The organism is Neorhizobium galegae, assembly GCF_021391675.1.
GTDB lineage: Bacteria > Pseudomonadota > Alphaproteobacteria > Rhizobiales > Rhizobiaceae > Neorhizobium > Neorhizobium galegae_B.
In genome coordinates this window covers 111,137-136,297 of the sequence record NZ_CP090095.1, presented here as the reverse complement: position 1 = coordinate 136,297, position 25,161 = coordinate 111,137, and the positions used below count along the sequence as shown (strand labels likewise).

General features: G+C 62.5%; 26 protein-coding genes. 10 read left to right on the top strand and 16 right to left on the bottom strand.

What is annotated here, in order from left to right; genetic code table 11:
- Window positions 1-10 precede the first annotated feature (10 nt).
- Window positions 11-1,600: a cytochrome c oxidase accessory protein CcoG gene (gene ccoG, locus LZK81_RS00630; RefSeq protein ID WP_046607794.1), complete on the bottom strand. Its 1,590-nt coding sequence runs from the start codon at window positions 1,598-1,600 to the stop codon at window positions 11-13.
- 339 nt (window positions 1,601-1,939) lie between these two features.
- On the opposite strand from ccoG, the gene LZK81_RS00625 reads away from it, so the two are divergent.
- Window positions 1,940-2,083, top strand: a complete 144-nt coding sequence (locus LZK81_RS00625) for a hypothetical protein (RefSeq protein WP_233954873.1) — start codon at window positions 1,940-1,942, stop codon at window positions 2,081-2,083.
- A gap of 81 nt (window positions 2,084-2,164) precedes the next feature.
- Here the strand turns inward: LZK81_RS00625 and ccoP are convergent, their stop codons facing one another.
- The 8 genes from ccoP to LZK81_RS00585 all read right to left on the bottom strand — a co-directional run bounded on the left by ccoP (window position 2,165) and on the right by LZK81_RS00585 (window position 9,513).
- The gene (ccoP, locus tag LZK81_RS00620) at window positions 2,165-3,028 is read right to left on the bottom strand and encodes a cytochrome-c oxidase, cbb3-type subunit III (RefSeq protein WP_233954871.1); all 864 of its coding nucleotides are present in this window, start codon (window positions 3,026-3,028) and stop codon (window positions 2,165-2,167) included.
- A gap of 2 nt (window positions 3,029-3,030) precedes the next feature.
- Complete coding sequence (locus LZK81_RS00615; protein WP_007762698.1) at window positions 3,031-3,183, bottom strand: CcoQ/FixQ family Cbb3-type cytochrome c oxidase assembly chaperone; 153 nt, start codon at window positions 3,181-3,183, stop codon at window positions 3,031-3,033.
- A 12-nt stretch (window positions 3,184-3,195) separates the two neighbouring features.
- Entirely contained in the window at window positions 3,196-3,927 is a 732-nt protein-coding gene (gene ccoO / locus LZK81_RS00610; RefSeq protein ID WP_046607791.1) for a cytochrome-c oxidase, cbb3-type subunit II, read from the bottom strand.
- 12 nt (window positions 3,928-3,939) lie between these two features.
- Window positions 3,940-5,565, bottom strand: a complete 1,626-nt coding sequence (gene ccoN / locus LZK81_RS00605) for a cytochrome-c oxidase, cbb3-type subunit I (RefSeq protein WP_046611846.1) — start codon at window positions 5,563-5,565, stop codon at window positions 3,940-3,942.
- Between the two features lie 137 nt (window positions 5,566-5,702).
- Entirely contained in the window at window positions 5,703-6,761 is a 1,059-nt protein-coding gene (locus tag LZK81_RS00600; protein WP_233954870.1) for an ABC transporter ATP-binding protein, read from the bottom strand.
- Window positions 6,762-6,767: 6 nt separating this feature from the next.
- Window positions 6,768-7,559, bottom strand: a complete 792-nt coding sequence (locus LZK81_RS00595; protein ID WP_233956411.1) for an ABC transporter permease — start codon at window positions 7,557-7,559, stop codon at window positions 6,768-6,770.
- Window positions 7,556-8,380 carry an ABC transporter permease gene (locus tag LZK81_RS00590; protein ID WP_233954868.1) on the bottom strand — a complete coding sequence of 275 codons (825 nt, stop codon included), beginning with the start codon at window positions 8,378-8,380 and terminating at the stop codon, window positions 7,556-7,558. Before LZK81_RS00590 ends, LZK81_RS00595 begins: the two co-directional genes overlap by 4 nt.
- 92 nt (window positions 8,381-8,472) lie before the next feature.
- Complete coding sequence (locus LZK81_RS00585; protein WP_233954866.1) at window positions 8,473-9,513, bottom strand: ABC transporter substrate-binding protein; 1,041 nt, start codon at window positions 9,511-9,513, stop codon at window positions 8,473-8,475.
- A 271-nt stretch (window positions 9,514-9,784) separates the two neighbouring features.
- Here LZK81_RS00585 and LZK81_RS00580 point away from each other — a divergent pair, with 271 nt between their 5' ends.
- Both LZK81_RS00580 and LZK81_RS00575 read left to right on the top strand, forming a co-directional pair.
- Window positions 9,785-11,659 (top strand): adenine deaminase, encoded by a 1,875-nt coding sequence (locus LZK81_RS00580; protein WP_233954865.1) that lies wholly within the window; start codon window positions 9,785-9,787, stop codon window positions 11,657-11,659.
- Between the two features lie 121 nt (window positions 11,660-11,780).
- Window positions 11,781-12,884, top strand: a complete 1,104-nt coding sequence (locus LZK81_RS00575) for an NADH:flavin oxidoreductase/NADH oxidase (RefSeq protein WP_233954864.1) — start codon at window positions 11,781-11,783, stop codon at window positions 12,882-12,884.
- Window positions 12,885-12,890: 6 nt separating this feature from the next.
- Here LZK81_RS00575 and LZK81_RS00570 read toward each other — a convergent pair whose 3' ends face one another.
- The 6 genes from LZK81_RS00570 to LZK81_RS00545 are packed head-to-tail and all read right to left on the bottom strand — an operon-like array spanning window position 12,891 to window position 17,536.
- Window positions 12,891-13,394, bottom strand: a complete 504-nt coding sequence (locus tag LZK81_RS00570) for a hypothetical protein (RefSeq protein ID WP_233954863.1) — start codon at window positions 13,392-13,394, stop codon at window positions 12,891-12,893.
- Entirely contained in the window at window positions 13,391-14,011 is a 621-nt protein-coding gene (locus LZK81_RS00565) for a hypothetical protein (protein ID WP_233954862.1), read from the bottom strand. Before LZK81_RS00565 ends, LZK81_RS00570 begins: the two co-directional genes overlap by 4 nt.
- On the bottom strand, window positions 14,011-14,625 hold the full coding sequence (locus LZK81_RS00560; protein WP_046607782.1) for a hypothetical protein: 615 nt from the start codon (window positions 14,623-14,625) through the stop codon (window positions 14,011-14,013). The genes LZK81_RS00565 and LZK81_RS00560 overlap by 1 nt, the downstream gene beginning before the upstream one ends.
- A complete protein-coding gene (locus tag LZK81_RS00555) occupies window positions 14,622-15,383 on the bottom strand; it encodes an ABC transporter ATP-binding protein (RefSeq protein WP_233954861.1) in 762 nt (253 codons plus the stop codon). The genes LZK81_RS00560 and LZK81_RS00555 overlap by 4 nt, the downstream gene beginning before the upstream one ends.
- On the bottom strand, window positions 15,380-16,441 hold the full coding sequence (locus LZK81_RS00550) for a FecCD family ABC transporter permease (RefSeq protein ID WP_233954860.1): 1,062 nt from the start codon (window positions 16,439-16,441) through the stop codon (window positions 15,380-15,382). Before LZK81_RS00550 ends, LZK81_RS00555 begins: the two co-directional genes overlap by 4 nt.
- Window positions 16,442-16,444: 3 nt before the next feature.
- Window positions 16,445-17,536 carry an ABC transporter substrate-binding protein gene (locus LZK81_RS00545; protein ID WP_233954859.1) on the bottom strand — a complete coding sequence of 364 codons (1,092 nt, stop codon included), beginning with the start codon at window positions 17,534-17,536 and terminating at the stop codon, window positions 16,445-16,447.
- A 228-nt stretch (window positions 17,537-17,764) separates the two neighbouring features.
- On the opposite strand from LZK81_RS00545, the gene LZK81_RS00540 reads away from it, so the two are divergent.
- Window positions 17,765-18,322: a nucleoside 2-deoxyribosyltransferase gene (locus tag LZK81_RS00540; protein ID WP_046607779.1), complete on the top strand. Its 558-nt coding sequence runs from the start codon at window positions 17,765-17,767 to the stop codon at window positions 18,320-18,322.
- On the opposite strand, the gene LZK81_RS00535 is transcribed toward LZK81_RS00540, so the two are convergent.
- Window positions 18,319-19,047 carry a GntR family transcriptional regulator gene (locus LZK81_RS00535; RefSeq protein WP_046607778.1) on the bottom strand — a complete coding sequence of 243 codons (729 nt, stop codon included), beginning with the start codon at window positions 19,045-19,047 and terminating at the stop codon, window positions 18,319-18,321. The genes LZK81_RS00540 and LZK81_RS00535 overlap by 4 nt on opposite strands.
- Before the next feature lie 240 nt (window positions 19,048-19,287).
- On the opposite strand from LZK81_RS00535, the gene LZK81_RS00530 reads away from it, so the two are divergent.
- The 6 genes from LZK81_RS00530 to LZK81_RS00505 all read left to right on the top strand — a co-directional run bounded on the left by LZK81_RS00530 (window position 19,288) and on the right by LZK81_RS00505 (window position 25,128).
- The gene (locus LZK81_RS00530; protein ID WP_233954857.1) at window positions 19,288-20,379 is read left to right on the top strand and encodes an ABC transporter ATP-binding protein; all 1,092 of its coding nucleotides are present in this window, start codon (window positions 19,288-19,290) and stop codon (window positions 20,377-20,379) included.
- A gap of 36 nt (window positions 20,380-20,415) precedes the next feature.
- A complete protein-coding gene (locus tag LZK81_RS00525; protein WP_046607776.1) occupies window positions 20,416-21,705 on the top strand; it encodes an ABC transporter substrate-binding protein in 1,290 nt (429 codons plus the stop codon).
- A gap of 82 nt (window positions 21,706-21,787) precedes the next feature.
- On the top strand, window positions 21,788-22,705 hold the full coding sequence (locus tag LZK81_RS00520) for an ABC transporter permease (protein WP_233954856.1): 918 nt from the start codon (window positions 21,788-21,790) through the stop codon (window positions 22,703-22,705).
- Between the two features lie 19 nt (window positions 22,706-22,724).
- The gene (locus tag LZK81_RS00515; RefSeq protein ID WP_046629103.1) at window positions 22,725-23,543 is read left to right on the top strand and encodes an ABC transporter permease; all 819 of its coding nucleotides are present in this window, start codon (window positions 22,725-22,727) and stop codon (window positions 23,541-23,543) included.
- 5 nt (window positions 23,544-23,548) lie between these two features.
- The gene (locus LZK81_RS00510) at window positions 23,549-24,295 is read left to right on the top strand and encodes an aspartate/glutamate racemase family protein (protein WP_233954855.1); all 747 of its coding nucleotides are present in this window, start codon (window positions 23,549-23,551) and stop codon (window positions 24,293-24,295) included.
- Window positions 24,292-25,128: a GNAT family N-acetyltransferase gene (locus LZK81_RS00505; RefSeq protein ID WP_233954854.1), complete on the top strand. Its 837-nt coding sequence runs from the start codon at window positions 24,292-24,294 to the stop codon at window positions 25,126-25,128. The genes LZK81_RS00510 and LZK81_RS00505 overlap by 4 nt, the downstream gene beginning before the upstream one ends.
- The last annotated feature ends 33 nt before the right edge of the window (window positions 25,129-25,161 follow it).

Below are 25,161 nucleotides of genomic sequence, written 5' to 3'. Positions count from 1 at the left end.
TTCGTCGTGCTCACTTTCTGGCCCCCGGCGTGTTGAAGACCGCTGAATAGCTGTCCTTTTCGTGGCTCGGCCGGTCCTCGGCGATGAAATGGAAGTCGACGGCCTCGGAGGAAACGGCATCCTTGGGAAGGGTGACGAAGACCTTCAAGGCAAGCGTCTTGTCGGGCTCCACCTGCACCGCGAAGAGGCGGCCCGGTACATCCGTGACGCCGGAGATCTTCATCGTCGCTTCGGGCAGGCCTTCCATCGAGACCATGATGGTGCGCGGCTCCGGGATCATGTTGAGCAGCCGGATCGTGTAGCCGTTGCGGATGGAACCGTCCGATTCCAGCACGAATTGCGGGTTGCGATCATGGAGCACATTGACCTCCAGCCGGTCGCGCGACAGGAGCGCGAAGATGAGGCCGAGACCGACGGCCGACCAGACACCAAGATAGATCAGCGTGCGGAGCCTGAAGATCACCCTCCAGTCGAAGTGGCGGACCTTGTCGATGAAGGAACCGTCCGGATTGCGCACACGCGCCGGGTCGATCGCAGTCGTGCCGCCGCTCGTGGCGAGCGCCATGTTGGCGTCGTATTCGTCGAGCGTCGCATAGGCGATCAGCCCGCGCGGCTTTCCGATCTTGTCCATCACGCCGTCGCAGGCATCGATGCAGAGCGCACAGGTGATGCAGGCCATCTGCTGTCCCTCGCGGATGTCGATGCCCATGGGACAGACCGCCACGCAGGCATTACAATCGACGCAATCGCCGACCGGCTGCCCGGCTGCTACCGCCTTCTTGGCATGGCGACTGCGCGGCTCGCCGCGCCAGTCGTTATAGGTGACGACCAGCGAGCTCTCGTCCACCATGGCGGCCTGGATGCGCGGCCAGGGACACATGTAGATGCAGACCTGTTCGCGCAGCAGCCCGCCGAACACGTAGGTCGTGGCCGTCAGGGTAGCAACGGTCGAATAAGCAACCAGCGCCGCCTGGCCGGTCACGAAATCGAAGGCGAGCGAGGGCGCGTCGGCAAAATAGAAGATCCAGGCGCCACCGGTCGCCACCGCGATGACCAGCCATGTGGCGTGCTTGGCGACCCGCTTCCAGAGCTTGTCGAAGCTCCATGGCGCGGCGTCGAGCTTGATGCGGGCATTGCGGTCGCCCTCGATGAAGCGCTCGACGACCAGAAAAAGATCGACCCAGACCGTCTGCGGACAGGCATAACCGCACCAGGCGCGACCGACGGCCGAGGTCACGAGGAAAAGGCCGAAACCCGCCATGACCAGAAGCCCGGCGACGTAGAAGAATTCCTGCGGCCAGATCTCGATGAAGAAAAAATAGAAACGGCGGCTCGCCAGATCGACGAGCACTGCCTGGTCGGGTGCGAAGGGGCCGCGGTCCCAGCGGATCCAAGGTGTCAGGTAATAGATGCCGAGGGTTATCAGCATCACCAGCCATTTGAAGCGGCGGAAACGCCCTTCGGCCCGTTTCGGAAAGATCTTCTTGCGCTTCTCGTAAAGCGGCCTGCTTGGCGTTCCCGGCGAATGCACGGGCTGGACGTCGATCCGCTCGACGGACGAACCGTTCTGCTGCAGGTGGGAGGCTGTGTAGAGATTCATTGGCCAATCCTTTGTGGCCATATTCTCGCACCGTCGCGGGCAATCTCCCTTGACCAAAGTCAACCGGGCGAGGGCGGCAGACCGCGACATTCTGGCGGGACGTGCAAAATGCACTATTCTTCCCCGCAACCGGGAGAAGACCATGGGCCTGCACAGGCTGGAAATCGAAGTGGATGACGAGATACTGTCGCGGATTGATGCCGCCGCCGCTCGTCAATCGTTCACGTGCAGAGGTCGTCGTCGATAAGCTGAAGGATCTTCCCCCAGCCGTCGTCGACGCCTGAGATGGAGAGACGGCTGGCTTCCTCCGTGAAATGTCTCCTCGGATCGATGCTCCGGATGTCCGCTGTTTTCCTCGCCATTTTGAGCAACGCCGGCTTTATATCGCTCAAGCCCGTCAGTCTTGCTCTCATCAAGCGCGCCGCCGAACTCAACATCAAGCTCATTGACGCCATCCACGTCGCGACCGCCGAAGCCTTGTAATGCGAGGTCTTCCTGACCAACGACCGGGGCATTCGCGCCCCGGCCGGTATCGAACTGCTGTATCTGTCGGCGGAAGCCTGATCACTCCCCGCCGCCGAGCGAGTGAATGTAGACGGCGAGCTGTTTGACGGCGACGTCTCCGAGGCGAGCTTCCCAGGCCGGCATGACGCCGTGTTTCGGGGCCTGGATCTGCCTGGCAATCTCCGCCTCGCCGCGGGCCTTCAGCCAGATCGCATCGGCAAGGCTCGGCCCACCGAGATCGCGGTTGCCCTCGGCCTTCTCGCCATGACAAGAGACACAGTTGTCGGCGAAGAGCTGTTTTCCCGGCTCGACCATCGCTGGATCGCGCGGGGTTCTGGTGAGGCTCACCACGTAGGCGGCTACCTGGCGCACCTCGTCCGGCTTCAGCATATCCGTAAAGGCCGGCATTTCGGAGATGCGGGTCTCCCCGTCGGCGGGATCGCGAATGCCATGGGCGATCGTCTGGTAAAGAGCGTTGACATCGCCGCCCCACAGCCAGTCGTTGTCGTTGAGGTTGGGATAGCCCTGCCCGCCGGCGGCACCCGTGCCGTGGCACGGGGTGCAGTTGACGCGGAAGGCGGCCGCGCCGCCTGCGGTTGCGAACTGGCTAAGCTGGGGGTCGGCGAGGATCTCTTCCAGCGACGAACTGGAGATTTTCTCCAGGATGCCGCCTTGGGCGGTCTTCGCACCGTCGAGGTCGGCCGCAAGCTCGGCGCGGCTCGAATAACCAAGCAGACCCTTCGTCGCGTCGGTCAGGAGGGGAATGGAAGGGTAGGCGATCGCATACCCGACCGACCACAGGATGCAGGCATAGAAGGTCCAGAGCCACCAGCGCGGCAGCGGATTGTTGAGTTCGCGGATGCCGTCCCACTCGTGGCCGGTGGTCTCAACGCCGCTCAATTCGTCGATATGTTTTTCCGCCATGTTCAATCCTCCTTCAGAGGGATCCGGGCGGCCTCGTCTGCAGAGGCTTTCGCGCCGGGGCGCAAGGTGAAGACGAGAACGCCGAGGAAGAACAGGGTCATGGCAAGCAGACCCCAGCTATCGGCGAAGTGGCGCATGGCCGTGTAGAATTCCATGGACTTGTCCCTTCAGCGGTAACCGGCGGCATCGTCGTAGGTCGAGAAATCGACCAGCGTGCCGAGCATCTGCAGATAGGCGACCAGCGCATCCATCTCCGTCAGGTTCTGGGCATTGCCGTCGAAATCGCCGACCTTGGCCTTGGGATAGCGGGCCAGCAGGCCGGAGGTGTCGGCATTCGGGTCGGCCTGGGCGGAAAGATCCGCCTTGGCGCTCGCCACCATCTCGTCCGAATAGGGGACGCCGACGGCGCGGTTCGCCTTCAGCCCCATGGAAACGTCGGTGATCTTGAGCGGCGTCTCCTTGAGAAAGGCGTAGCTCGGCATCACCGACTCCGGCACGACGTCGCGTGGTTCGATCAGGTGCTGGACGTGCCATTCGTTCGAGTAGCGGTCGCCGACGCGGGCGAGATCGGGGCCGGTGCGTTTCGATCCCCACTGGAACGGATGGTCGTACATGGATTCGGCCGCCAGACTGTAGTGACCGTAACGCTCCACCTCGTCGCGGAAGGGGCGGATCATCTGGCTATGGCAGACATAACAGCCTTCGCGGATGTAGATATCGCGCCCGGCCAGCTCGAGCGGCGAATAGGGCCGCATGCCTTCCACCTTCTCGATGGTGTTTTCGAGATAGAAGAGCGGTGCGATTTCCACGATGCCGCCGATCGAAACGACGAGCAGCGAGCCGACCAGGAGCAGGGTTGCGTTGCGTTCGATGTAGTGATGTTTGTCGAGAATGGACATGGATATCCCTCCTTATTCGGCCGGCTGGAGAGCGGCTGGGGAAGCACCGCCCCGAACCCGCTCCTGCCGTTGGTAACCGAGGATGGTCATGGTGACGTTGAAGGCCATGATGAGCCCGCCGGCGAGGTACATGGCGCCGCCTACCGCACGCAGCAGGTAGTAAGGGAACATGGCCGCGACGGTTTCCGCGAAGGAATAGACGAGGAAGCCCTGGTTGTCGTATTCGCGCCACATCAGGCCCTGCTGCACGCCGGCGACCCACATGACGGCGGCGTAGACGACGATGCCGAGGGTGGCGAGCCAGAAGTGCCAGTTGACCAGGTCGAGACTGTAGAGGCGTTCGCGGTTCCAGAGCTTGGGCGTCATATAGTAGATGGCGCCGAAGGTGATCATGCCGACCCAGCCGAGTGCACCGGAATGCACGTGGCCGATCGTCCAGTCCGTATAGTGACTGAGCGAGTTGACCGCCTTGATCGACATCATCGGGCCTTCGAAGGTCGACATGCCATAGAAGGCGATGGCGATGATCATCATGCGGACGATCGGGTCGGTGCGGATCTTGTCCCAGGCGCCCGAGAGCGTCATCAGACCGTTGATCATGCCGCCCCAGGAAGGCATCCAGAGCATGATGGAGAAGACCATGCCGAGCGTCTGGGCCCAATCGGGCAGCGCGGTATAGTGCAGGTGGTGCGGGCCGGCCCAGATATAGAGGAAGATCAGCGCCCAGAAGTGGATGATCGACAGCCGGTAGGAATAGACCGGGCGATTGACCTGCTTCGGCACGAAATAATACATCATGCCGAGGAAGCCGGCGGTCAGGAAGAAACCAACCGCGTTATGCCCGTACCACCACTGGGTCAGCGCATCCTGGACACCCGAGAAGGCCGAATAGCTTTTTACGCCGAGAAAGGAGACCGGGATCGCCAGGTTGTTCACCACGTGCAGCATGGCGATGGTCACGATGAAGGCGAGATAGAACCAGTTCGCCACATAGATATGCGGCTCCTTGCGCTTCAGGATGGTGCCGAGGAAGACGACGAGATAGGCGACCCAGACGACCGTCAGGAAGAGGTCCACATACCATTCCGGCTCTGCATATTCACGCCCCTGCGTGATGCCGAGCAGATAGCCGGTCGCCGCCATGACGATGAAGAGCTGATAACCCCAGAACACGTACCAGGCGAGATTGCCGCCGAAAAGGCGGGCGCGACAGGTGCGCTGAACCACATAAAACGACGTGGTGATCAATGCATTGCCGCCGAAGGCGAAGACGACAGCCGAGGTATGCAGCGGCCGCAGGCGGCCGAAATTGAACCAGGGCTCGATGTTCAGGTCCGGAAAGGCAAGCTGCAGGGCGATGACGACCCCGACCAGGAAACCGACGACGCCCCAGAAGACGGTGGCGACGGTGCCATATTTGACCACCTCGTCGAAATATTCGGATTTTGCCGGCGGGCTTATCGCGGACGACTGCGGCGCAAAGGAAATCCTGCGCATCAAAACGACCGTGCTGATCAGCAGCACGAAGAACAGAACCCACATATGGGCTGCAAACAGGCTGTCATGGGTATAAGCGGCAGCGAGCAACACCAGGAAGGTGCCGATTGCCAGCCAGAGTGTTTCTGAGACGTAATTCATGGTCTTTGGCCTCACAGCGCAAATGCGCTGCCGGTTGAAGGATTGTGACCATGATGTGCTGACATACGGACCGCATCGGGGGTTTGACCTGCGTCAACGCCCCCGGCAAACGGCCCGGTTCGTATTCTATTTCGGGCTCAGTTTTCCGGATCGAGGATGCAGCACTGCTCCGGCAGCGGCGCGAGGACCGCCTTTGCGCCGGCATCCAGCGGGTCGGAAAGCGGGCCATTGGCGGTGATTTCGCCGGCAGCCGTTTCGCATTTGTATTGATAGGCACGACCGAGATAGGTGCGCGTCCCGAGCACCGCCGGGATGCCTTCGCCCTCGCGGCGGACCGCAAGCCCGTCGGCGCGGCAGGCCAGGATGAAATCGTCCTTGATCGGGCCGAACAGGTCCTGGGAAATGTGAAGCCGCGTGCCGCCTGCAGCTTCGGCGGTGACCATCGCCGACTGGCGGTCGACGACCTTCATGCGGATCAGGTTCTCGAACCCGACGAAGCGGGCAACGAAGGCGCTGGCCGGCTTCTGATAGAGCACTTCAGGCGTGTCGAGCTGCAGGATGCGGCCGGCATTCATGATCGCGACGCGATCGGAGATCGAAAAGGCTTCCTCCTGATCGTGGGTGACGTAGAGCGACGTGGTGCCATTGGCGCGCTGGAGCTGGCGGATCTCGACGCGCATGTCGATCCTGAGCTTGGCATCGAGGTTGGAGAGCGGCTCGTCGAACATCAATAGCGGCGGCTCGATAACGAGAGCGCGGGCGAGCGCGACGCGCTGTTTCTGGCCGCCGGAGAGCGCTGCCGGCAGACGGTCGGCGAGCGGCGCAAGGCCGACGCGTTCCAGCATCGCCGTCGCCCGTTTGGTACGATCCGTCTTAGCCAAGCCGCGCTGCTTCAGGCCGAACGCGACATTATCCAGAACAGTCAGGTGCGGGAAAAGCGCGTAGTTCTGGAACACGAGACCGATATCGCGGGCATGGGCCGGCAACGTCGTCAGATCGCGGTCGCCGAGCCTGATCCGGCCGCTGGTCGGCTGAAGGAACCCTGCCACCAGGCGCAGCGTCGTCGTCTTGCCGCAGCCGCTGGAGCCGAGCAGCGACACGAGTTCGCCGGCCGCAACGGAAATCGACAGGTCTTTCAGAACCTGAGTGGTTCCGTAATGGGCGACAAGGTTTTCGATGGTCAGGGATACGGTCACGGGAACCTACTTGGTCAGGAATGTGAGGCCGAGTGTCGCTTCGACGATCGCCATGACGCCGACGGTCACCAGCATCAGAAGCACGGAAACGGAAGCGATGGTCGGGTCGAAGAACTGCTCCATATGCGCGAGGATCTGGATCGGCAGCGTCGAAATGCCGGGTCCGGTCAGGAAGACCGAGACCGAGACGTCGTTGATGGAGGTGATGAATGCCAGGATGAAGGCGGCGATGACGCCGGCGCGGATATTCGGCAGCACCACGGTCATGAAGGTTTTGAGCGGCGGACAACCGAGGCTCCGCGCTGCTTCCTCGATCGAGAAATCGAAGGAGGCGAGGCTGGCGCCGACGACGCGCACCGAATAGGGCAGGATCAGCAGCGCATGGCCGACGACGAGGCTGATGAAGACCGGCAGGCCGAGACCTATCGTGATCGACTTCAGGAGTGCGAAGCCGAAGACGATTTCCGGCACCAGGATCGGCAGCACGAACAGTGTCGAGAGCCAGCGCGGCAGTTCCACTCTATAGCGATTGAGCGCATAGGCCGCCGGAATGCCGACCAGCAGCGACAACCCGGTGCCAAGGATGGCGACCTGCAGGCTGGTGATCGCCGTGCGGCGGAAGGCCTCCATCTGGAAGATGTTGGCGAACCAGCGCAGCGTCAGCCCCTGCGGCGGGAAGGTGAGGAATGTCGTGTCGCTGAGGGCGGAGCCGACGATGATTACCAGCGGCGCGAGCAGGAAGAAGAAGACGAGAATGGCGAAAGCGCCAAGCAGGGGGTGAATGCGCGTCGCCATCAGACTGCCATCGGGTTGAGACGGCGTGCCATGCGGCTCATGATGAGCACGACGCCGATGGTTATGACCACCATGATGGCGGCGATCGTCGAAGCGCCGACCCAATCGAAGGTCACCATGGCGCGCTGATAGAGGAACGTGCCCATCATCATCTGCTTTTCGCCACCGAGGAGCTGGGGGGTCGCATAGGAGGTGAAGCTGCCGGTGAAGACCAGCACCGCGCCGACGATGAGGCCGGGGGCTGCAAGCGGCAGGATGACCTGAAGGAAAGTCGGGATCGGCCGGGCGCCGAGCGAGGCGGCCGCCTCGATGAGGTCGCGCGGAATTCCCTCGAGCACGCCGACCAGTGTCAGGATCATCAGCGGTACGAACAGATAGACCATCGCGACGATGACCGAGCCTTGCGTGTAGAGCATCGACAGGGGCTCGCCGATCAGCCCGACCGACATCAGGACATTGTTGATGATGCCGTTCTTGCCGAGGATGATCAGCCAGGCGAAGGAGCGGACGACGACGCCTGTCAGCAACGGAAAGACCGCCGCGACGATCATGATGCTCTTCAGGCGTCCCGGCATCTGGGCGATGACATATGCCGTGATGAAGCCGACCACGAGCGCGATGCCCGTGGTGATGAGGGCCACCTGCAGGGTTCGGTAGAGGACGGCCATGCGAAAGCCGCTCTTGAAGAAGGCCGTGTAGGTGGAAAACGGACCGGCCGCCTCGCCGAACGTGGTGGCGATCGTTAGCAGGACGGGGATCACCAGAAGCAGGACGACGGCGATCGTCGCCGGCATCGTCAAACCCCATCTGGCAAGCTTGTTCATCGATAGGCTCTTTCAAAGGCAGGAGCGCCGCGTTGATAGCGGCGCTCCGTTTTCAATTCAACCATGCCGCCGGTTCAGACGGCACCAAAAAATTACTTGCCGAAAACCTCGTTCCAGCGGTCGATCCAGTCGGTCTTGGCGGCGTTCATCTTGGCGTAGTCGATACGGGTCAGGCTGGAAACCTGATCGGCGCCGTAGGTCCAGATCTTCGCCTGGTCGGGGGTGAGCTGGACCTTGGTGGAGATCGGCGCATCAACGCCCTGCTCGGCTTCCTTCTGCTGCACGTCCTTCGACAGGATGAAGTTGATGAACTGGTGAGCCAGTTCGACGTTTGTCGAACCCTTCGGGATGTTGACGGTATTGAGCGTAGCGATGTCGCCGTCCTTGAGTTTCGCCCAGGTCATGGTCTTGACCGCAGCCTGCATGGAGGCGAGCGTGAAGTCCTGGCCGATCGCGACGCGCACTTCGCCGGTCGAGATCAGGTTCACCAGTTCGGAACCGGTATTGTAGTTCTTGACCACGTTCGGCTTCAGGGCTTCGACGGCTTCGAACGCCTTGTCGGTGCCGGTATAGGGATCGACGCCGGCATGTTTGCCGGCCTGCACCACGACCATCGGGCCGGCCGTGGTGGTGATGCCCGGAAGCGAAACCGAGCCCTTCAGGTCCGGACGCCACAGATCGTTCCAGGAGGTGATCGGCGGGTTGACCTTGGCCGAGTCGTAGACGAGGCCGATGCGGCCGATCGTATAGGCCGGGCCGTATTTGCCCTGCGGCGCACGGCCGAGCTCGTAGATTTCGGAGAGGTTCGGGATCTTCGCCGGATCGACCGGCTGGAACAGGCCCTGCTCGATGCCGAGCTGCGAAAAGCTGTCGGTCAGGTAGATGACATCGACGCCCTTGCCGTCACGCAGCTTCAGCTTGTTGAGGCGGTCGGCATTGTTGCCGGTTTCGAAAACGATGTCGCAGCCGCAGATCTTCTTGAACGGGTCGATGATGTTGGCGGTCATCTTCTCGCCGTTGTAGCCCCACCAGGAAATGGTGAGCGTCTTCGACTGGGCGCTTGCCGTTGCTGTGCCGCCGAGCGTCGCCAGGAGAGCAAGGGTTGCCAATTGGGTGAAACGAATGGCCTTCATGAGGCGTGTCCTTTTGCGAAAAGCGGCGTTGATGCTCCCCTGAGGCACCCCCCGGGAATTAAGGGCGATACTATTTTTTGAACGGTCCGGCTGCAAGCACAATTATTAGGCATAGACCCCTAAAGAGCCAAATTTCTTTAGGCTTGAACCATCTCATACCGGAGGTTGATTTCGGACCTCAGGCGAATAACCGATGCACGGTTTGCGATGGTTTACACGTTCGGGCATCGTCTTTAGGGTCCGGCGATCAGAACCGACAGGCATTCCTCCGATGACAGTTTCCGCGCCCCTCCCCGACGACCTGCTGATCAACGCGGCCGACGAAGTCCGCATCCGCCAGGACCTGGTGTTGACGGCGCTCGGCAAACGGCCTGCGGACCGGCTGCTGAGGGTTGGCAGGCTGCTGGACGTCCACAGCAGGACATGGCTTGAGGACCAGGAGATCGTCATCAAGGGCCGGCGGATCGCCTATGTCGGGCCGGCCGGCAGTTTTGCGGGCGAGGTTTCCGAACGTAGCCACGAGCCCGATCTCTCGGCTGTTCCGGGTTTCGGCGAGGCGCACAAGCATATCGAGAGCTCGCATCTGACACCGGAATGGGAAGCGGCTCTCGTCATGCCGCATGGCGTCACCTGGACCTGCGAGGCGAGCCACGAATTTTCGAATGTCAACGGTGCCCGCAACCTGGAATTCTGGCTGGAAGCCCGCCGCCGCGGTTCACCGATGAAGATCTTTCCGCTGCCGGGCTCGGCCGTGCCGCCGACGGCCTATGAATGGGGCGGCGGCTATTTCGGTTATGACGAGCAGAAGCAGTTCATGAGCGAAAGCCTGATGGTCGCTGGCCTCGACGAGGTAATGGACTGGCCGTCGATCTCCGACCCGGAGAACCCGTCTTATGACCGCCTCTGGGGCATGATCGGAGCGACCTTCGAGCAGCGCGGCGTCGTCGAGGGCCATGGCGCAGGTCTGCGCGATCTGGCTTCGATCAATGCGTTCGCCGCCGCCGGCCTTGCCTCCGATCACGAAGGCTGGTTCCTGGAGGAAATCTGGCAGAAGCTGCAGCACGGGCTGTTCATCGAACTTCGGCCGCATTCGCTGCCGGAGGTCATCCGGGGGCTCATCGAGAAGAACCTCGCCGACTGGTCGCAGGTGGCCTTCGTCACCGACGACCGCAGCGCCTCCGACACGCTGAAGATCGGTGCGACCGACTACAACGTGCGCCTTGCGATCGAGAACGGGCTTGCGCCGGAAATCGCCATCCAGTGCGTGACGCTCAACCCGGCACGGCATATGCGGCTGACGCCCTGGGTGGGCTCGATTGCGCCGGGCCGTTTCGCGGATATCGTGCTGCTCGACGACGTCGAAAAGCTGTCGATCGCCGAGGTCTGGGCGGATGGTACGCCAGTGTCGGAAGGCAAGACATTCACCGGTGCACGCCCGATTATCGACTGGCCGGAATGGGCGACGAAGACGGTGAAGATCGACCGGCGGGTGACCGCGGCCGATTTCCGCATCGAAGCGCCGGCCGATCGCGCCACGGCAAATGCCGCGCTGCTGCGGCCCTTCCACTGGTCGGACGAATTCATCACCATGGAACTGCCGGTCAGGGATGGCGCCGTCCAGCGCGACCATGACCGCAACGTCACGAAATTCTCGATCGTCGACCGATTTTCTGGCGAGGCGAAAGTGTCAAAAATGTTCTGGCTCGGCACCGGGCCGCGGACGCCGGATACGGCGCTCGGCTCGACGCTCGGGCATGACAAGCACAATATCTGGGTGGTCGGCTCCTCGGACGAGACGATGGCGATGGTCGCCAATGCGCTCGCCGAACAGCAGGGCGGCTGGGTTCTGGTCTCCGGCGGCAAGGTGATCGCCCGCGTGCATTACGAAGTCGGCGGGTTGATGACGGCGCGCTCGGCGGAAGAACTGGATGCGGAAATGCAGGCGCTCTACAAGGCCGGCGAAACGATCGACTGGATGTATGAGCCGACCTTCTCGCCACGCTGGTGGCCAGGCTTCCCGGAGCGTCTGTCCTTCGCGACGCTGACCTGCTCGCCCTGGCGCTGGGTGCTGGTGGCCCCGTCGGAACGGGCGCCGGAGGGATTCGTCAACGTGCTCACCGGCGAAACGCATCCGGTCGTCTGGTAGGGCCGCTCTCGTCAGCGTGACTTGATGAGGCCCGGTTGATTTGCCAAAAACGCTGGGATCGATTTCAGGCGCTACCGATCCTCCCGCCTCGGCGCCATCGATCGCGCAAAGGAACTTAATCATGGCCCAGCCTGCTCTCTTTTCTCCGATCCACGTCCGCAATCTCGAACTCTCGAACCGCATCGTCATCGCGCCCATGTGCCAATATTCGGCCGAGGACGGCTGCATGACCGATTGGCATCTCATCCATCTCGGCCAACTCGCGCTTTCGGGCGCAGCGCTTCTGACGATCGAGGCGACCGGGGTGACCCCGGAAGGCCGCATCACCTATGCGGATGTCGGGCTCTACGACGACGCGACCGAGAAGGCGATGGGCCGCACGCTCGACAGCATCCGCAAATGGTCGGACATGCCGATCTCGGTGCAGCTCGCCCATGCCGGCCGCAAGGCCTCGACCGACAAGCCCTGGTTCGGCGGCGCTCAGATCGCCCCGGATCATCCGAACGGCTGGCAGACCGAGTCGGCCTCGGCGATCCCCTTCAATCCGAAATACGTGGCCCCCGTCGCGCTCGACAAGAATGGGCTGAAGCGCGTGCGCGATGCGTTTGCGGCTTCCGCCGTGCGGGCAGCAAGGATCGGCCTCGATGCGATCCAGATTCATGCCGCGCATGGCTACCTGCTGCACCAGTTCCTGTCGCCGCTCTCCAACCAGCGTACCGACGAATATGGCGGCTCGCTCGAGAATCGGGCGCGTTTCCCGCTCGAAGTTTTCGATGCCGTGCGCCAGGCTTTTCCGTCCGACAAGGCGGTGACGGTGCGCGTTTCGGCGACCGACTGGGTCGACGGCGGACTCGACAGCGACCAGACCATCGCGTTTGCCCAGATGCTGGACGAAAAGGGGTGCGACGCCATCCATGTGTCGAGCGGCGGGCTGCATATCGAACAGAAAATCCCGCTCGGCCCGAACTATCAGGTGCCCTTGGCGCGCGCCGTCAAGGCTGCGGTAAAGATGCCGGTCGTGGCGGTCGGCCTGATCACCGAACCGACGCAGGCGGAAGCGATCGTTTCGACCGGCGATGCGGATATCGTCGCAATCGCCCGCGCTGCACTCTACGACCCGCGCTGGCCCTGGCATGCGGCGGCGGAACTCGGCGCCCAGGTGAAGCCGGCACCGCAATATCTCCGCTGCCAGCCGTCGCAGTTCAGGAACCTGTTTATCGCCTGAGGAGGCTCAGGCCTCTTCGTAGACCGCGTCGGCCGGCGCCAGCAGCAGCCGGTCGGCCATTTCCTGCTTCAGCCAAACCAGGCGTTCCTCTTCGGCCGGCGTCCGGTCCGGTTTGCGGCTGACGGCAATGAATTCCTCGCGGACATGGCCTTCCTTGAGCTGCAACGTCACGGTCTTACCGCGATAGCTGAGCTCGAAGACGTAGCGTTCGAGAATATTGCCGCGCTCCGGCTTTTCGAGCCCGTGATCGACCGTATAGCGGCCTTCGGTCAGGCCGCGCGTCACCATTTCGAAGGCGTCGCGGCCGCCGGGACCGCGGAACGCGGTGCGGATGACGATGTCGCGGCGCTCCGGCGGGCCATCGGGGCTCAAGAGCGGCATGGCCCGCTGCATCACCTTGAAGGCATGGGCGACACCGCCCGGAAAGCCGAAGCCGTGGAAATGCATCATGTCCGCATAGGTGTAGGAGAGTGGCTTGCCGTCTTCGAGAACGTCGATCTTGTCGGTCATTTTGTCCTTGCTCCGTCCAGCTCTTCGCGCATCCAGGGCAGAAAACCGTCCAGGAAACGAGTCGTCGCCGGCATGAAATGTGACCCGTGATGGAAGCACGGATCGAGGCTGGTGATGATCATGCGGCCGGGCGTCGTTACCTCGTCCACATAGAGAATAGGCTTTCCCTCGCCGTTGACGGCCAGCACGTCAACACCATCAGGCGGATCGAACCAGCCGTGCAGGTGCCAGGTGAGATCGTCCTGGCCGAGATGGCGGAACAGCGAATGGTCGGGGGAAGCGACGCGCACGCCGAGATCGGCACCGGGCGTCAGCCACCACCACCAGTTCGTCAACTGCGGCGTGAAGGTTATGCCCGGCAGGAAGACATCCCAGTTGGTTTCGCCGGTGGCGACGATCGTGCCTCCCTGCTCGAGATAGGCGCGCAGCTGGGCGGCATGCGGCACCAGGCGATCGGCCGGCGTGCGGCAGGGAATGAAGACGACGGCGTGTTCGGCAAGGTCCACGGAGGCCAGGTCTTCCGGCCGCACGAGCATGTCGAAATGGTGGGCGTAACGCGGCGCCTCAAGCGTCTCGATATGGTAATAGGCGCCGGGATGGATCGCGAGAATGCTCATCAGTTCAGCTCTCCGGCAAGCCAGGCGACGGCGCGGCTCGCCAATTGCTTCTTGATTTCGGGATCGTCGCCGCAACCCCAGAATTCGTTACCGGCATGGCTGAGGAACTCGCCGCCCTGTGGCCGGGCCCAGACCCAGTCGACCGGGGTTTGTGACGGGCCGAGTGCATTGATGACGACGGCTCCTTCGGGCGGAGGGTTGTGGCCGCGGCCGTAGAAGCCGGCGACGCCATGGTTGGTTTCCAGCATCTTCTGGTCGATGCCGGCGAAGATCGGGTGCTCGGAAAGCCGCGTCTGCACGAAATCCACCCGCTTCGGATCGGGGATTGGCTGATAGGTGCCGAGTTCGGCCAAGATCGGGCGAAGGATATGGCCGTGATAGATCCAGCGGCCGCCGCGGTCGAGGAACGCGGTAACATCGGTTGAGAACCGCTGGAAACCGACCTGATCGAGATGGGTGGTGGTAATCAGCCCGCGCGCCGTGGCGAAATCCTCGCCGGTCAGCTCCATCTCGCGCACGACCTTCATGAGGCCGGAGGCGATGGCATCGCCGAACAGCGGCGCGGTCATCGAGAACGGCTCCTGGTAATGCGACTGGATCATCAGGATGGTCATGCGGCACGGATTCCAGCAAAGGCGGGCAGAACGGCCCGATGGGTTTCGCCGGACGGGCCGGCCAGTTCGACGACGCGCATCGGCACGCCATAGAGGCTTTCCAGATGTTCCGGCGTGATCGTCTCGGCGACCGGGCCGAAGAGCGGGGGCTGGCCGTCCGGCATCATCAGCAGCGCATCGTCGGCGGACGAAAGCGCGTGGTTCGGATCGTGAGTGGTGAAGACGATCGCCTTGTCGCGCGGCTGGCGCAGCGTATTGAGCAGTGTCAGCAGCCGTTCCTGATTGTGCAGGTCGAGGGCCGCCGCCGGTTCGTCGAGGACCAGCACTTGCGAGCCCGTGGCAATCGCGCGGGCAAGCAGCACGAGCTGGCGTTCGCCGCCGGACAGGCGATCGAAATAGTGATCGGCGAAACGGGCGGCACCGGCCCGTTCCAGCGCCGAATGAGCGATCCGGAAATCCTCCGGCCCCGGCTGGCCGAAGATGCCGAGATGGGCGGCGCGGCCCATGACCACGACGTCAAGCGCGCGGTAACGCTGGTTGCTGGTACCGGTCTGCGGCACATAGCCGACGATATCGGGTGCAACCCTGCGGCCATCATCGAGCCGCTGAAAACCGAGCATGGCCTTCAGCGTCGTCGTCTTGCCGCGGCCGTTCGGGCCGAGGATGGCGAGCGTGCGGCCGACCGGAACCGAGAAGCTTAAGGCTTCGATGATGATGCGCGATCCGAAACGGACGGTGGCGTCTTCGAGGCCGATCATGAGCCGTTCCTTTCGCGGTAGTGATTGCGCAGGAGCATCGCGAAAATCGGCGCACCGACCAGGGCGGTGATGACGCCGAGCGGGATTTCGGCGGCAGTCGCGGTGCGGGCGAGCGTATCGATGATCACCATGAAACCGGCGCCAAGCACGACCGAGGCCGGCAGCAGGGCGCGGTGGTCGTGGCCGACCAGCAGGCGGGAAGCGTGCGGGATGACGATGCCGATCCAGCCGATAATGCCGGAGACGGCCACCTGGCTGCCGACGATGACGGCGATCAGCCCGAAGACCATCCAGCGTTCGCGGTTTGTCCTGGCGCCGAGGCTCTGGGCCTCCGACTCGTCCAGCGACAGGATGTTGAGGCGGAAGCGCAGCATCCAGAGAAGCACGCCGCCGATGATGAGGCCGGGCGCTGCGATCAGGGTACGCTCCCAGGTCGCGGTCGCGAAGGATCCCATCAGCCAGTAGACGATGGCGGGAAGCGAAGTGTTCGGATCGGCGACGAATTGCAGCAGCGAGACGACGGCCGAGAACATCGAGCTGACCACGAGGCCGGAAAGGATCACGGTGATCGTTTCGCTGCGGCCGTTGATGCGCGAGATCAGGCCAACGAGGATCACCGCCGCCATGCCGGAGATGAAGACCATGGCGATCAGCGGGAAACCCCAGACGCCGAGCATGATGCCGAGCGCGCCGCCGAAGGCCGCGCCTTGCGAGATGCCGAGGATATCCGGCGAGACCAGCGGGTTGCGGAAAACGCCCTGCAGGGCCGCACCCGACAGAGCGAGCCCGGCGCCGGCGAGCGCTGCGAGCACCACGCGCGGTGCCCGGACCAGAAGAACGATGCGCTCGTCGATCGTGGTGAGCTCCCGCCACGGGTCGGTGACGCCGAGCCAGATCAGCTCCAGCGCACGGGTTGCCGGGACAGAAAAACGGCCGACGCAGAGGCTGACCACGAAGGCGACCGCAAACAGCGCCAGCAACGCTGCAAAAACCAGCGCCTGCCGGGCCAGATGCGAGCGGACCATCGGAGCCGCCTCGTCTTCAGTCAGCGCCGCCATGACCTACTTCGCCTTGAACTGAGCGTAGTTGGCCGAGCCGCTCTGATCCTTCATCCACAGGATGCCGTCGATATCGGCATCGGTGATGTCGTAGTTGTAGAGGGTCTTGTAGGCAGTCTTCATCTCGGCACGCAGATCGTATTTGAAGACGTCCGGCTGGGTGATATTGGCCGTCCACATCCAGGCCAGCGGCGATTCCTGGTTCGGCGGATCCCAGCGGTAGCCACCAAGCGGCATCTTGTAGACGCGCTTGTTCCTGGCCGCCTTGGTCAGCGACAGGATCGGGTCGTTATAGACCCAGTCGATGTTGAGCCTGGCTTCGAAGGCGTTGAGGAAGATGATTTCCGGATCCCACTGAGCGATCTGCTCCTTGTTGATCGTCACCGTGCCGTTGAGTTCGGCCGAGGCGTTCCTGCCGCCGACGAGTTCCATGTACCAGGCGTTATAGCTGCCCTTGGTTCCCGTCGTGGCGATGTCGGTCAGCGCGCGGGCGATATAAAGCGTGGTCGGCTTCTTGCCCTCCGGGATCGCCTTGGCCTTGGCCTCGATGTCCTTCTGCACCCGGTCGCGCCACTCGACCAGTTCCTTGATGCGCTCCGGCTTGCCGATCGCCTTGGCGGTCATCGTCATGTAGTCGCGGGTCAGCTGCTCGGTTCCGTAGAGGATCAGCATGGCGTTGAGGCCGGCATTGGTGATCGGCGCGACGATATCGTTGCCGCGGCCGCCCCACTGGATGACGAGATCGGGATTGGTCGCCGTCAGCGCCTCGATGTTCGGCACGAAATTCGGCGCGGTCACGTCGGACGGGATGTCCTTGGTTTCCGGAAAAATCTTGCTCAGGATGCCTTCGAGCACGGCGCTCTTGGCGGTCGGGTTCATGCCGACGAGCTTCTTCGTCCCGCCGTCAAGCGCGATTACCGTGGAGGCCATCGGAATGACGATCGAGACGATGCGCTCGGCGGCTTTCGCGAGTTTCACCTCGCGATTTTCCTGATCCTTGAAAACAATCTCCTGGGCGGCCGCACCATGCGCCAGCAGGCCGGAAAGTGCGGCGGCCTGAAGGCCGCGCGAAGCGAAACGAGTGAGCGAAACCATGATCTATCCCCTGCCGGTAACGTCGTCGGGGAGCATTCCTAATGCGCGTGATTATTCTTGTCTACAAATCTCCACTTTTAAAACACGCTTTGGCCCAACCTGATACAAAGAGATGAACTGAACAGCTTCTCGGCGACTCAAGTCGGTCGGCCGGCGCATTCATGCTCGCAATGCACCGGACAGGGCGCTATGGAACACTAGCGCTGACCGATTCATCAAAGGATTTTCATGCCGACCATCTATCTCGCCGGCCCCGAAGTATTTTTGCCCGACGCCCAGACCGTGATGGGCGAGAAACGCCGACTCGCTCGCAGCTTCGGTTTTGAGCCGACCGGCCCCGGCAGCGACGAAAACCAGGCGCCCGTAGGCCAGCTGACGGCAGCCGCGATCTACCAGCGCAACGATGGCGCGATGCGGCGGGCGGATGTCTGCCTCGCCAATATCACGCCGTTCCGCGGCATCAGCGCCGATCCCGGCACCGTCTACGAAATCGGCTTCATGATCGCGCTCGGCAAACGGGTCTGGGCCTATACCAACCATCCCGACGACTATGGCACGCGGGTGCGGTCGATCTGGTATTCCGGGCTCGATATCGACGAGAGTAGCGGGAGACCTCGCGGCCCGGACGGCCTGTCGATCGAGAACCATGGCAAGGCCGACAATCTGATGATCGACATCGGCATCGAGGAAGGTGGCGGCCGGGTCATTCGCGCCGCCGCACTGCCCGCCGACCCGGAACGGGACCTGGCCGCCTATACCGAGGCCTTGCGACACTTGCGCGGTTAGGCGAGCGACAGGGCGTCCTTGAGACCCGACCCCTGCTTCAACTGAAGATCGAGATCCGCTTCGATATGGTCGATGTGGTGGATCATAAGCTTGGCGGCCCGCTCGCCGTCGCCCTTTTCCAGGGCATCGAGAACGGCGGTATGTTCCGAATGCCCGCAGCTCGACACGCCGGAGCGGCCATAGAGTGCGATCACCAGCGATGAACGCGCAACGAGTTCGTCCATGAAGCGCTGCAGGATGACATTGCCGGCAACGGATGCCAGCATCAGATGGAAATCGCCGGACGCCTTGATCTCGGCGCGGCGGGCGGCCGGACCGCGCTCGTTCAGATAACGCTGTTCCTCGTCGAGCTGACGACGGAACTTCGCAATGTCCTCAGGCGTGATCCGCTCGACCGCGGCCGCGACGATGCCGGGCTCGATGAGCCGGCGGGACGCAAAAATCTGCCGCGCTTCTTCCGGCGACGGATTGGAGACGAAGGCGCCGCGATTGCGTTCGGTCTTCACCAAGCCTTCGAAGGCGAGCATCTGCAGGGCGGCGCGGGCGACCGTGCGGCTGACGTCGAACAGGGAGCCGACTTCGCTTTCGGAAAGTTTCGTGCCGGGCGCCAGACGTCGGTCGATAATCGCATTCCGCAAGGATTCCCGAATCGCCATGGAGCGGTCTTCCTGGGAGCGGTCCTCTGGCGCGGTATCCGTAAAATTGATTTTTTCGCTGATATTCATCTCTGCGGTCCAATGTACGGCCTTTGTAACCCGAGTGTCCACTGGATGCCAAGCAACTTGTTTTTGATCCAATACTCAGATTGCATACGATTTGCCCAATGGATCGAAAACGATCGCCTGATTTTTGCGCACCGGCAAAACCCGACCGCTGACCCTTTCAGGTAAACTCAAGCCTTTCTAGACGTTTAATCGAGTTGGCATGGCTGATGCATAACAATATCAGACGCAAGGGAGCGCCTGATGAGCAAAGCCGCCGAAATCGACATCGCTTCAGTCTCTAAGATCTACGGAACAACCACTGCCGTTCATGCGATCAGCTTGAAGATTCCCGCCGGAACCTATTGCTGCCTGCTCGGCCCTTCCGGCTGCGGCAAGACCTCGACGCTCCGGATGATCGCCGGGCACGAGAGCATTTCCTCGGGCGACGTCCGCCTCGGCAATACGGTTGTCACCGACCTGCCGCCGGCCAAACGCGGCACGGCGATGATGTTCCAGTCCTACGCCCTATTCCCGCATCTCGACCTCGTCGACAACATCGCCTTCAGCCTGAAGATGAAGGGCGTCGACAAGGACGAACGGCGCGCCAAGGCGATGGACATGTTGCGGCTGATGCAGCTCGAAGCCTACGCGACCCGCCGCCCGGCCCAGCTTTCCGGCGGCCAGCAGCAGCGCGTGGCGCTTGCCCGCGCGCTGATCACCGATCCGGAAGCGCTGCTTCTCGACGAGCCGCTCTCGGCGCTCGACCCGTTCCTGAAGATTCGCATGCGCGCCGAGCTGAAAAAGCTGCAGACGTCGCTCGGTATCACCTTCGTGCATGTGACGCACAGCCAGGAAGAGGCGATGGCGCTCGCCGACCTGATCGTCGTCATGAACGACGGCCGCATCGAACAGGCCGCCCATCCGCGCATCGTGTTCGAAAAGCCGGCGACCGCCTTCGTCGCCAAGTTCATGGGTGACCATAACGTCATCTCCGGCCGGGTGACGCAGAGTTCCGGCGACAAGCTGATGCTGTCAGTGCCCGCAGGCGGCGATTTCCTCGCCACCGACGATGGAGCCGCCGGGTTGACCGACGTGGCCGACATCGCCATCCGCACCGACCATGTGCGCATCGGCGAGCCTTCGGAAAAAGGCCTCGGCTTCACCGGCTCGGTCTCGAACGTCGAATATCGCGGTTCCTCGGTAAAACTCTCGGTCAATGGTGCCGGGATCGAGGATTTCACTGCGATCCTGACCGACGCCGAATTTTTCGCCAATCCGGTCAAGGTCGGAGAAGCGATCCCGCTTTCCTGGGGCCGCGAGGACGCGATCGTCCTCGGCCGCCTCAAGAACTGATGCCACCAAAAAACTCAACCAGAGGAGAACAAGGCAATGACTGAGACCAAGAAGACGACCAAGGGAATTTCGCGCCGCACGCTTCTGAAGACGGCGTCCGCCGCGGCCGGTCTTGCCGCCGGCTCCGGCGCCATCACCGGCTTCCCGACCATCTGGGCCCAGAACCCGATCACGCTGCGCCAGTTCGGCACCGGCGTTTCCAACCTCAACGCGATCGCCGAGAAGTGCAAGGCCGACCTCGGCATCACGCTCGAAATGACCGCGACGGATAGCGACGCCGCCGCCCAGCGTGCCGTCACCCAGCCGAACTCCTACGATATTGCCGATATCGAATACTGGATCCTCAAGAAGGTCTATCCGGCCGGCGTCATCCAGCCGATGGATACGACCAAGCTCAAGTATTACGACAAGATCGTGCCGCTGTTCAAAAACGGCAAGCTGAAGCCGGACAGCGTGATCGCTCAAGGGACCGCGCCGCACACGGTCGGTTATGTCGCCAAGCCCGGCGACAAGACCTTCGCCAAGGAAGAAACCAAGTGGTTCACGATGGTTCCGACCATCTACAACGCCGACACGCTCGGCATCCGCCCGGACCTCGTCGGCCGCGAGATCTCGACCTGGGCCGATATCATGGACCCGAAGTTCAAGGGCAAGGCCTCGATCCTCAACATCCCCTCGATCGGCATCATGGACGCCGCGATGATCATGGAAGCCATGGGCAACATCAAGTATGCCGACAAGGGCAACATGACCAAGGCGGAAATCGACAAGACGATCGACTTCCTGATCAAGGCCAAGCAGGCCGGCCAGTTCCGCGCTTTCTGGAAGTCGTTCGACGAGAGCGTCAACCTGATGGCGTCGGGCGAAGTCGTGATCCAGTCCATGTGGTCGCCGGCCGTCGCCGCCGTCCGCTCCAAGGGCATCGCCTGCAAATACCAGCCGCTGAAGGAAGGTTATCGCTCCTGGGGCGGCGGTCTCGGCCTTGCTGCCCATCTTTCGGGCGCCAAGCTCGATGCTGCTTATGAATATCTCAACTGGTACACGTCCGGCTGGGTCGGCGCCTATCTCAATCGCCAGGGCTACTATTCGGCCGCGATGGAAACCGCCAAGGCACACATGTCCGCCGACGAATGGGGCTACTGGATCGAAGGCAAGGCTGCCAAGGGCGATATCGTTGCTCCGGACGGCAAGGTCATGGAAAAGGCCGGCGCAATCCGTGACGGCGGCTCCTTCGAGGAACGCATGGGCCACGTGGCCTGCTGGAACTCGGTGATGGACGAGGACCGTTACATGGTCCGCCGCTGGAACGAGTTCATCGCGGCGTAAGGCATCTGCCGGCCTGTCCCTCCCCCTTGTGGGGAGGGAAACCCACTGCACCGCTGAAGCCTCCAGAGGGAGACATCAAGACATGGCGACGATTGCATCATCCGAGCCGGAAACGGCCAAGACCGAGGGCGCAAAGCCCAGAAGCTTTCGTCTGTCGCCGGCGCTGATCTCCTATCTTCAGGCAACGCCGCTGGCGCTGATCCTCGGCGCCTTCCTGCTGCTGCCGATCCTGATGATTACAGTCGTCAGCTTCTGGGACTACGACTTCGCCCAGATGTATCCGGATTTCCTGTCGATGAACTATGCCGAGACGCTCGGTTCGTGGGTGACCTGGAAGACCTATCTGAATACCTTGAAATTTGCCTTCCTGGTTTGGGCGATCACGCTGTTCGTCGGTTTCTGGGTTGCCTATTTCCTCGCCTTCCACATCCGCACCACGGCCATGCAGATGGTGCTTTTCCTCGTCTGCACGGTGCCGTTTCTCACCTCCAACATCATCCGCATGATCTCGTGGATTCCGGTTCTCGGGCGCAACGGCCTCGTCAACACGACGCTGATCAATGCCGGGATCATCCCAGAACCGATCGAATGGCTGCTCTATTCGGATTTCGCGGTCGTGCTGGCGATGGTGCATCTCTACACGCTGTTCATGGTGACGCCGATCTTCAACACGCTGATGCGCATCGACAAGTCGCTGGTCGAAGCCGCACGCGACGCCGGTGCCACGAGCACCCAGATCCTCACCAACGTCATCATTCCGCTTGCCAAGCCCGGCATGGCGATCGGCACCATCTTCGTCGTGACCCTGGTCATGGCCGACTTTTCGACCGTTCAGGTGATGTCCGGCGGCCAGAGCGCTTCGGTGGCGCTGATGATGAAGAACCAGATGTCGCTGCTTCAATACCCGGCAGCCGCCGCCAACGCGGTCGTGCTGCTCGTCCTCGTTCTCCTGATGGTCGCGGGCATTCTTCGCATCGTCGACATCCGCAAAGAACTTTAGGAAAAAGGGGAGCTCTGAGATGCACAGCGACAAGCGCGGCCGCGAATTCTACCTTCTCGCCATCTTCTTTACGATCTTCGTGCTGTTCCTCTACGGCCCGCTTTCGGCGATCCTGATCCTCTCCTTCCAGGGGCCGAACGGCGGCCTGACCTTCCCGCTGAACGGCGTGTCGCTGCGCTGGTTCGCCAACCTGTTCGAGACCCAGGCGGTCGGCGATTTCGGCGGATCGTTCCGCCGTTCCGCGATGCTCGGCATCATGGTGATGATCGTCACCGTCGTCGTCTCGCTGCTCGCGGGCCTCGCCTTCCGCCGCCGCTTCATCGGCTCGACTGCGCTGTTCTATCTGGCCGTAGCGAGCCTCGTCGTGCCGTCGATCATCATCTCGCTCGGCATCGGCGTCGTCTTCCAGCAGCTTGGTTTCCAGCCGTCCTGGTACACGTCGGCTTTCGGCGCGCACCTCACCTGGACGCTGCCCTTCGGCGTGCTGATCATGTTCGCCGTCTTCAACCGCTTTTCGCCGGCCTACGAGGAAGCCGCGCGCGATCTCGGCGCTTCGTCCTGGCAGACCTTCCGCCACGTCGTGCTGCCGATGATCGCGCCGAGCCTCGTCGGTGTCGGCCTGTTCGGCTTCACGCTGTCCTATGACGAATTCGCCCGCACGCTGATGACGTCAGGCTCGTTCAACACGCTGCCGCTCGAAATCTACGGCATGACCACCAATGTTACGACGCCGGTGCTCTACGCGCTCGGCACGGTGACGACGGTGTTCTCCTTCCTCGTCATCGCCGGCACGCTCGGCCTGATCGTCCACCTCAATCGCCGCCGCCTGCGGTCGTGAACAGAATGCGCATTCTTGTCGTAAACCCGAATACCACCGCCAGCATGACGGCGACGATCGCCGATTCCGCAACCCGCGTCGCAAATGCCGGCACCGAAATCCTTGCCGTCACCTCCTCCATGGGGCCGGTCTCGATCGAGGGCTATTATGACGAGGCCTTCGCCGTGCCCGGCCTGCTGATCGAGATCGCCAAGGGCGAGAAGGTCGGCGCCGATGCGGCGATCATCGCCTGTTTCGACGACACGGGGCTCGACGCCGCACGGGCACTGGCCAACATTCCTGTGGTCGGCATCTGCGAAGCGGCACTCGCCACCACCGCCTTCATCGCCCAACGCTTCACCATCGTCACCACCATGGAGCGCTCGCGCCTGCCGCTCGAACACCTGGTTCATCGCTACGGCATGGCCGGACGCTGCAAGGTGCGGGCCGCCGATATTCCGGTTCTGTCACTGGAAGACCCGAATTCCAACGCCCGCGACCGGCTGCGCAGCGAGATCGCGACGGCGCTGCGGGACGACAAGGCGGAGGCGATCGTGCTCGGCTGCGCCGGCATGGCCGATCTCACGGCCGAATTGCGCCGCGAATTCGGCGTGCCCGTGATCGACGGCGTCGCGGCGGCGGTGAAACAGGCCGAGGCGCTGGTGACATTGGGCTTGTCGACGGCCAAGCGTGGCGCTTATGCTTCTCCGGTCCGCAAGTCCTATAAAGGCCTGCTCGAAGATTTCGAGCCCGGGAAGCTCACCGCCTCATGAACAATCATCCCTCTATTCGCGCACTCTCCTCTTCCGAGGTCGAACAGCTCGTGGACTGGGCGCGGATCGAAGGCTGGAATCCGGGTCTTGCGGATGCACCGGCTCTTCAGGCCGCCGATCCCCAAGGTTTCATCGGCTGTTTCGTGGACGGCCGAATGGCCGCCGGCATATCCGCAGTCCGCTATGGTGCCGATTTCGGCTTCATCGGCCTTTATATCGCCAACCCCGATTTTCGCGGCAAAGGTTTCGGCAGAATGGTCTGGGATGCCGGTATGGCGCATCTCGACGGCCGGACGATCGGCCTCGACGGCGTGCCGGAGCAGCAGACGAACTATCGCAGCATGAGTTTCGAGCCGCTCTACGAGACGTTTCGCTGGAGCGGCAGCCTCGCCGCAAGCCGCGATGCCGATGTAATCGCGATCACCGACGATCTCGTGCCCACCATTCTTGGTTATGACCGAGCTTTCTTCCCTGCGGAGCGCGATACTTTCCTTACCGCCTGGCTGAAGCCACCGCGGGCTGCCAAGGTCATCATCCGTGACGGCAATGTCTGCGGCTATGCTGTCTGCCGCAAATGCCATGACGGTTACAAGGTCGGCCCGTTGTTTGCGCAGACCGTCGACGACGCGCAAAAACTGCTGAGCGCCTGTGCCGCCGAGATCGGCAACGAAACCATGCATGTCGACGTACCGGCCTTGCAGGCGGAATTTTCCGCCTATCTCGAGACTCGTCGTTTCGTGAAAGGCTTCACGACCGCGCGGATGTATCGCGGTCCGGCGCCGGCGGTGCGTATGCCGGGCGTGTTCGGGATTACCACTCTCGAACTCGGCTGACGGCGTCCCGATGCAAGGACGCCGCTGGCGCTC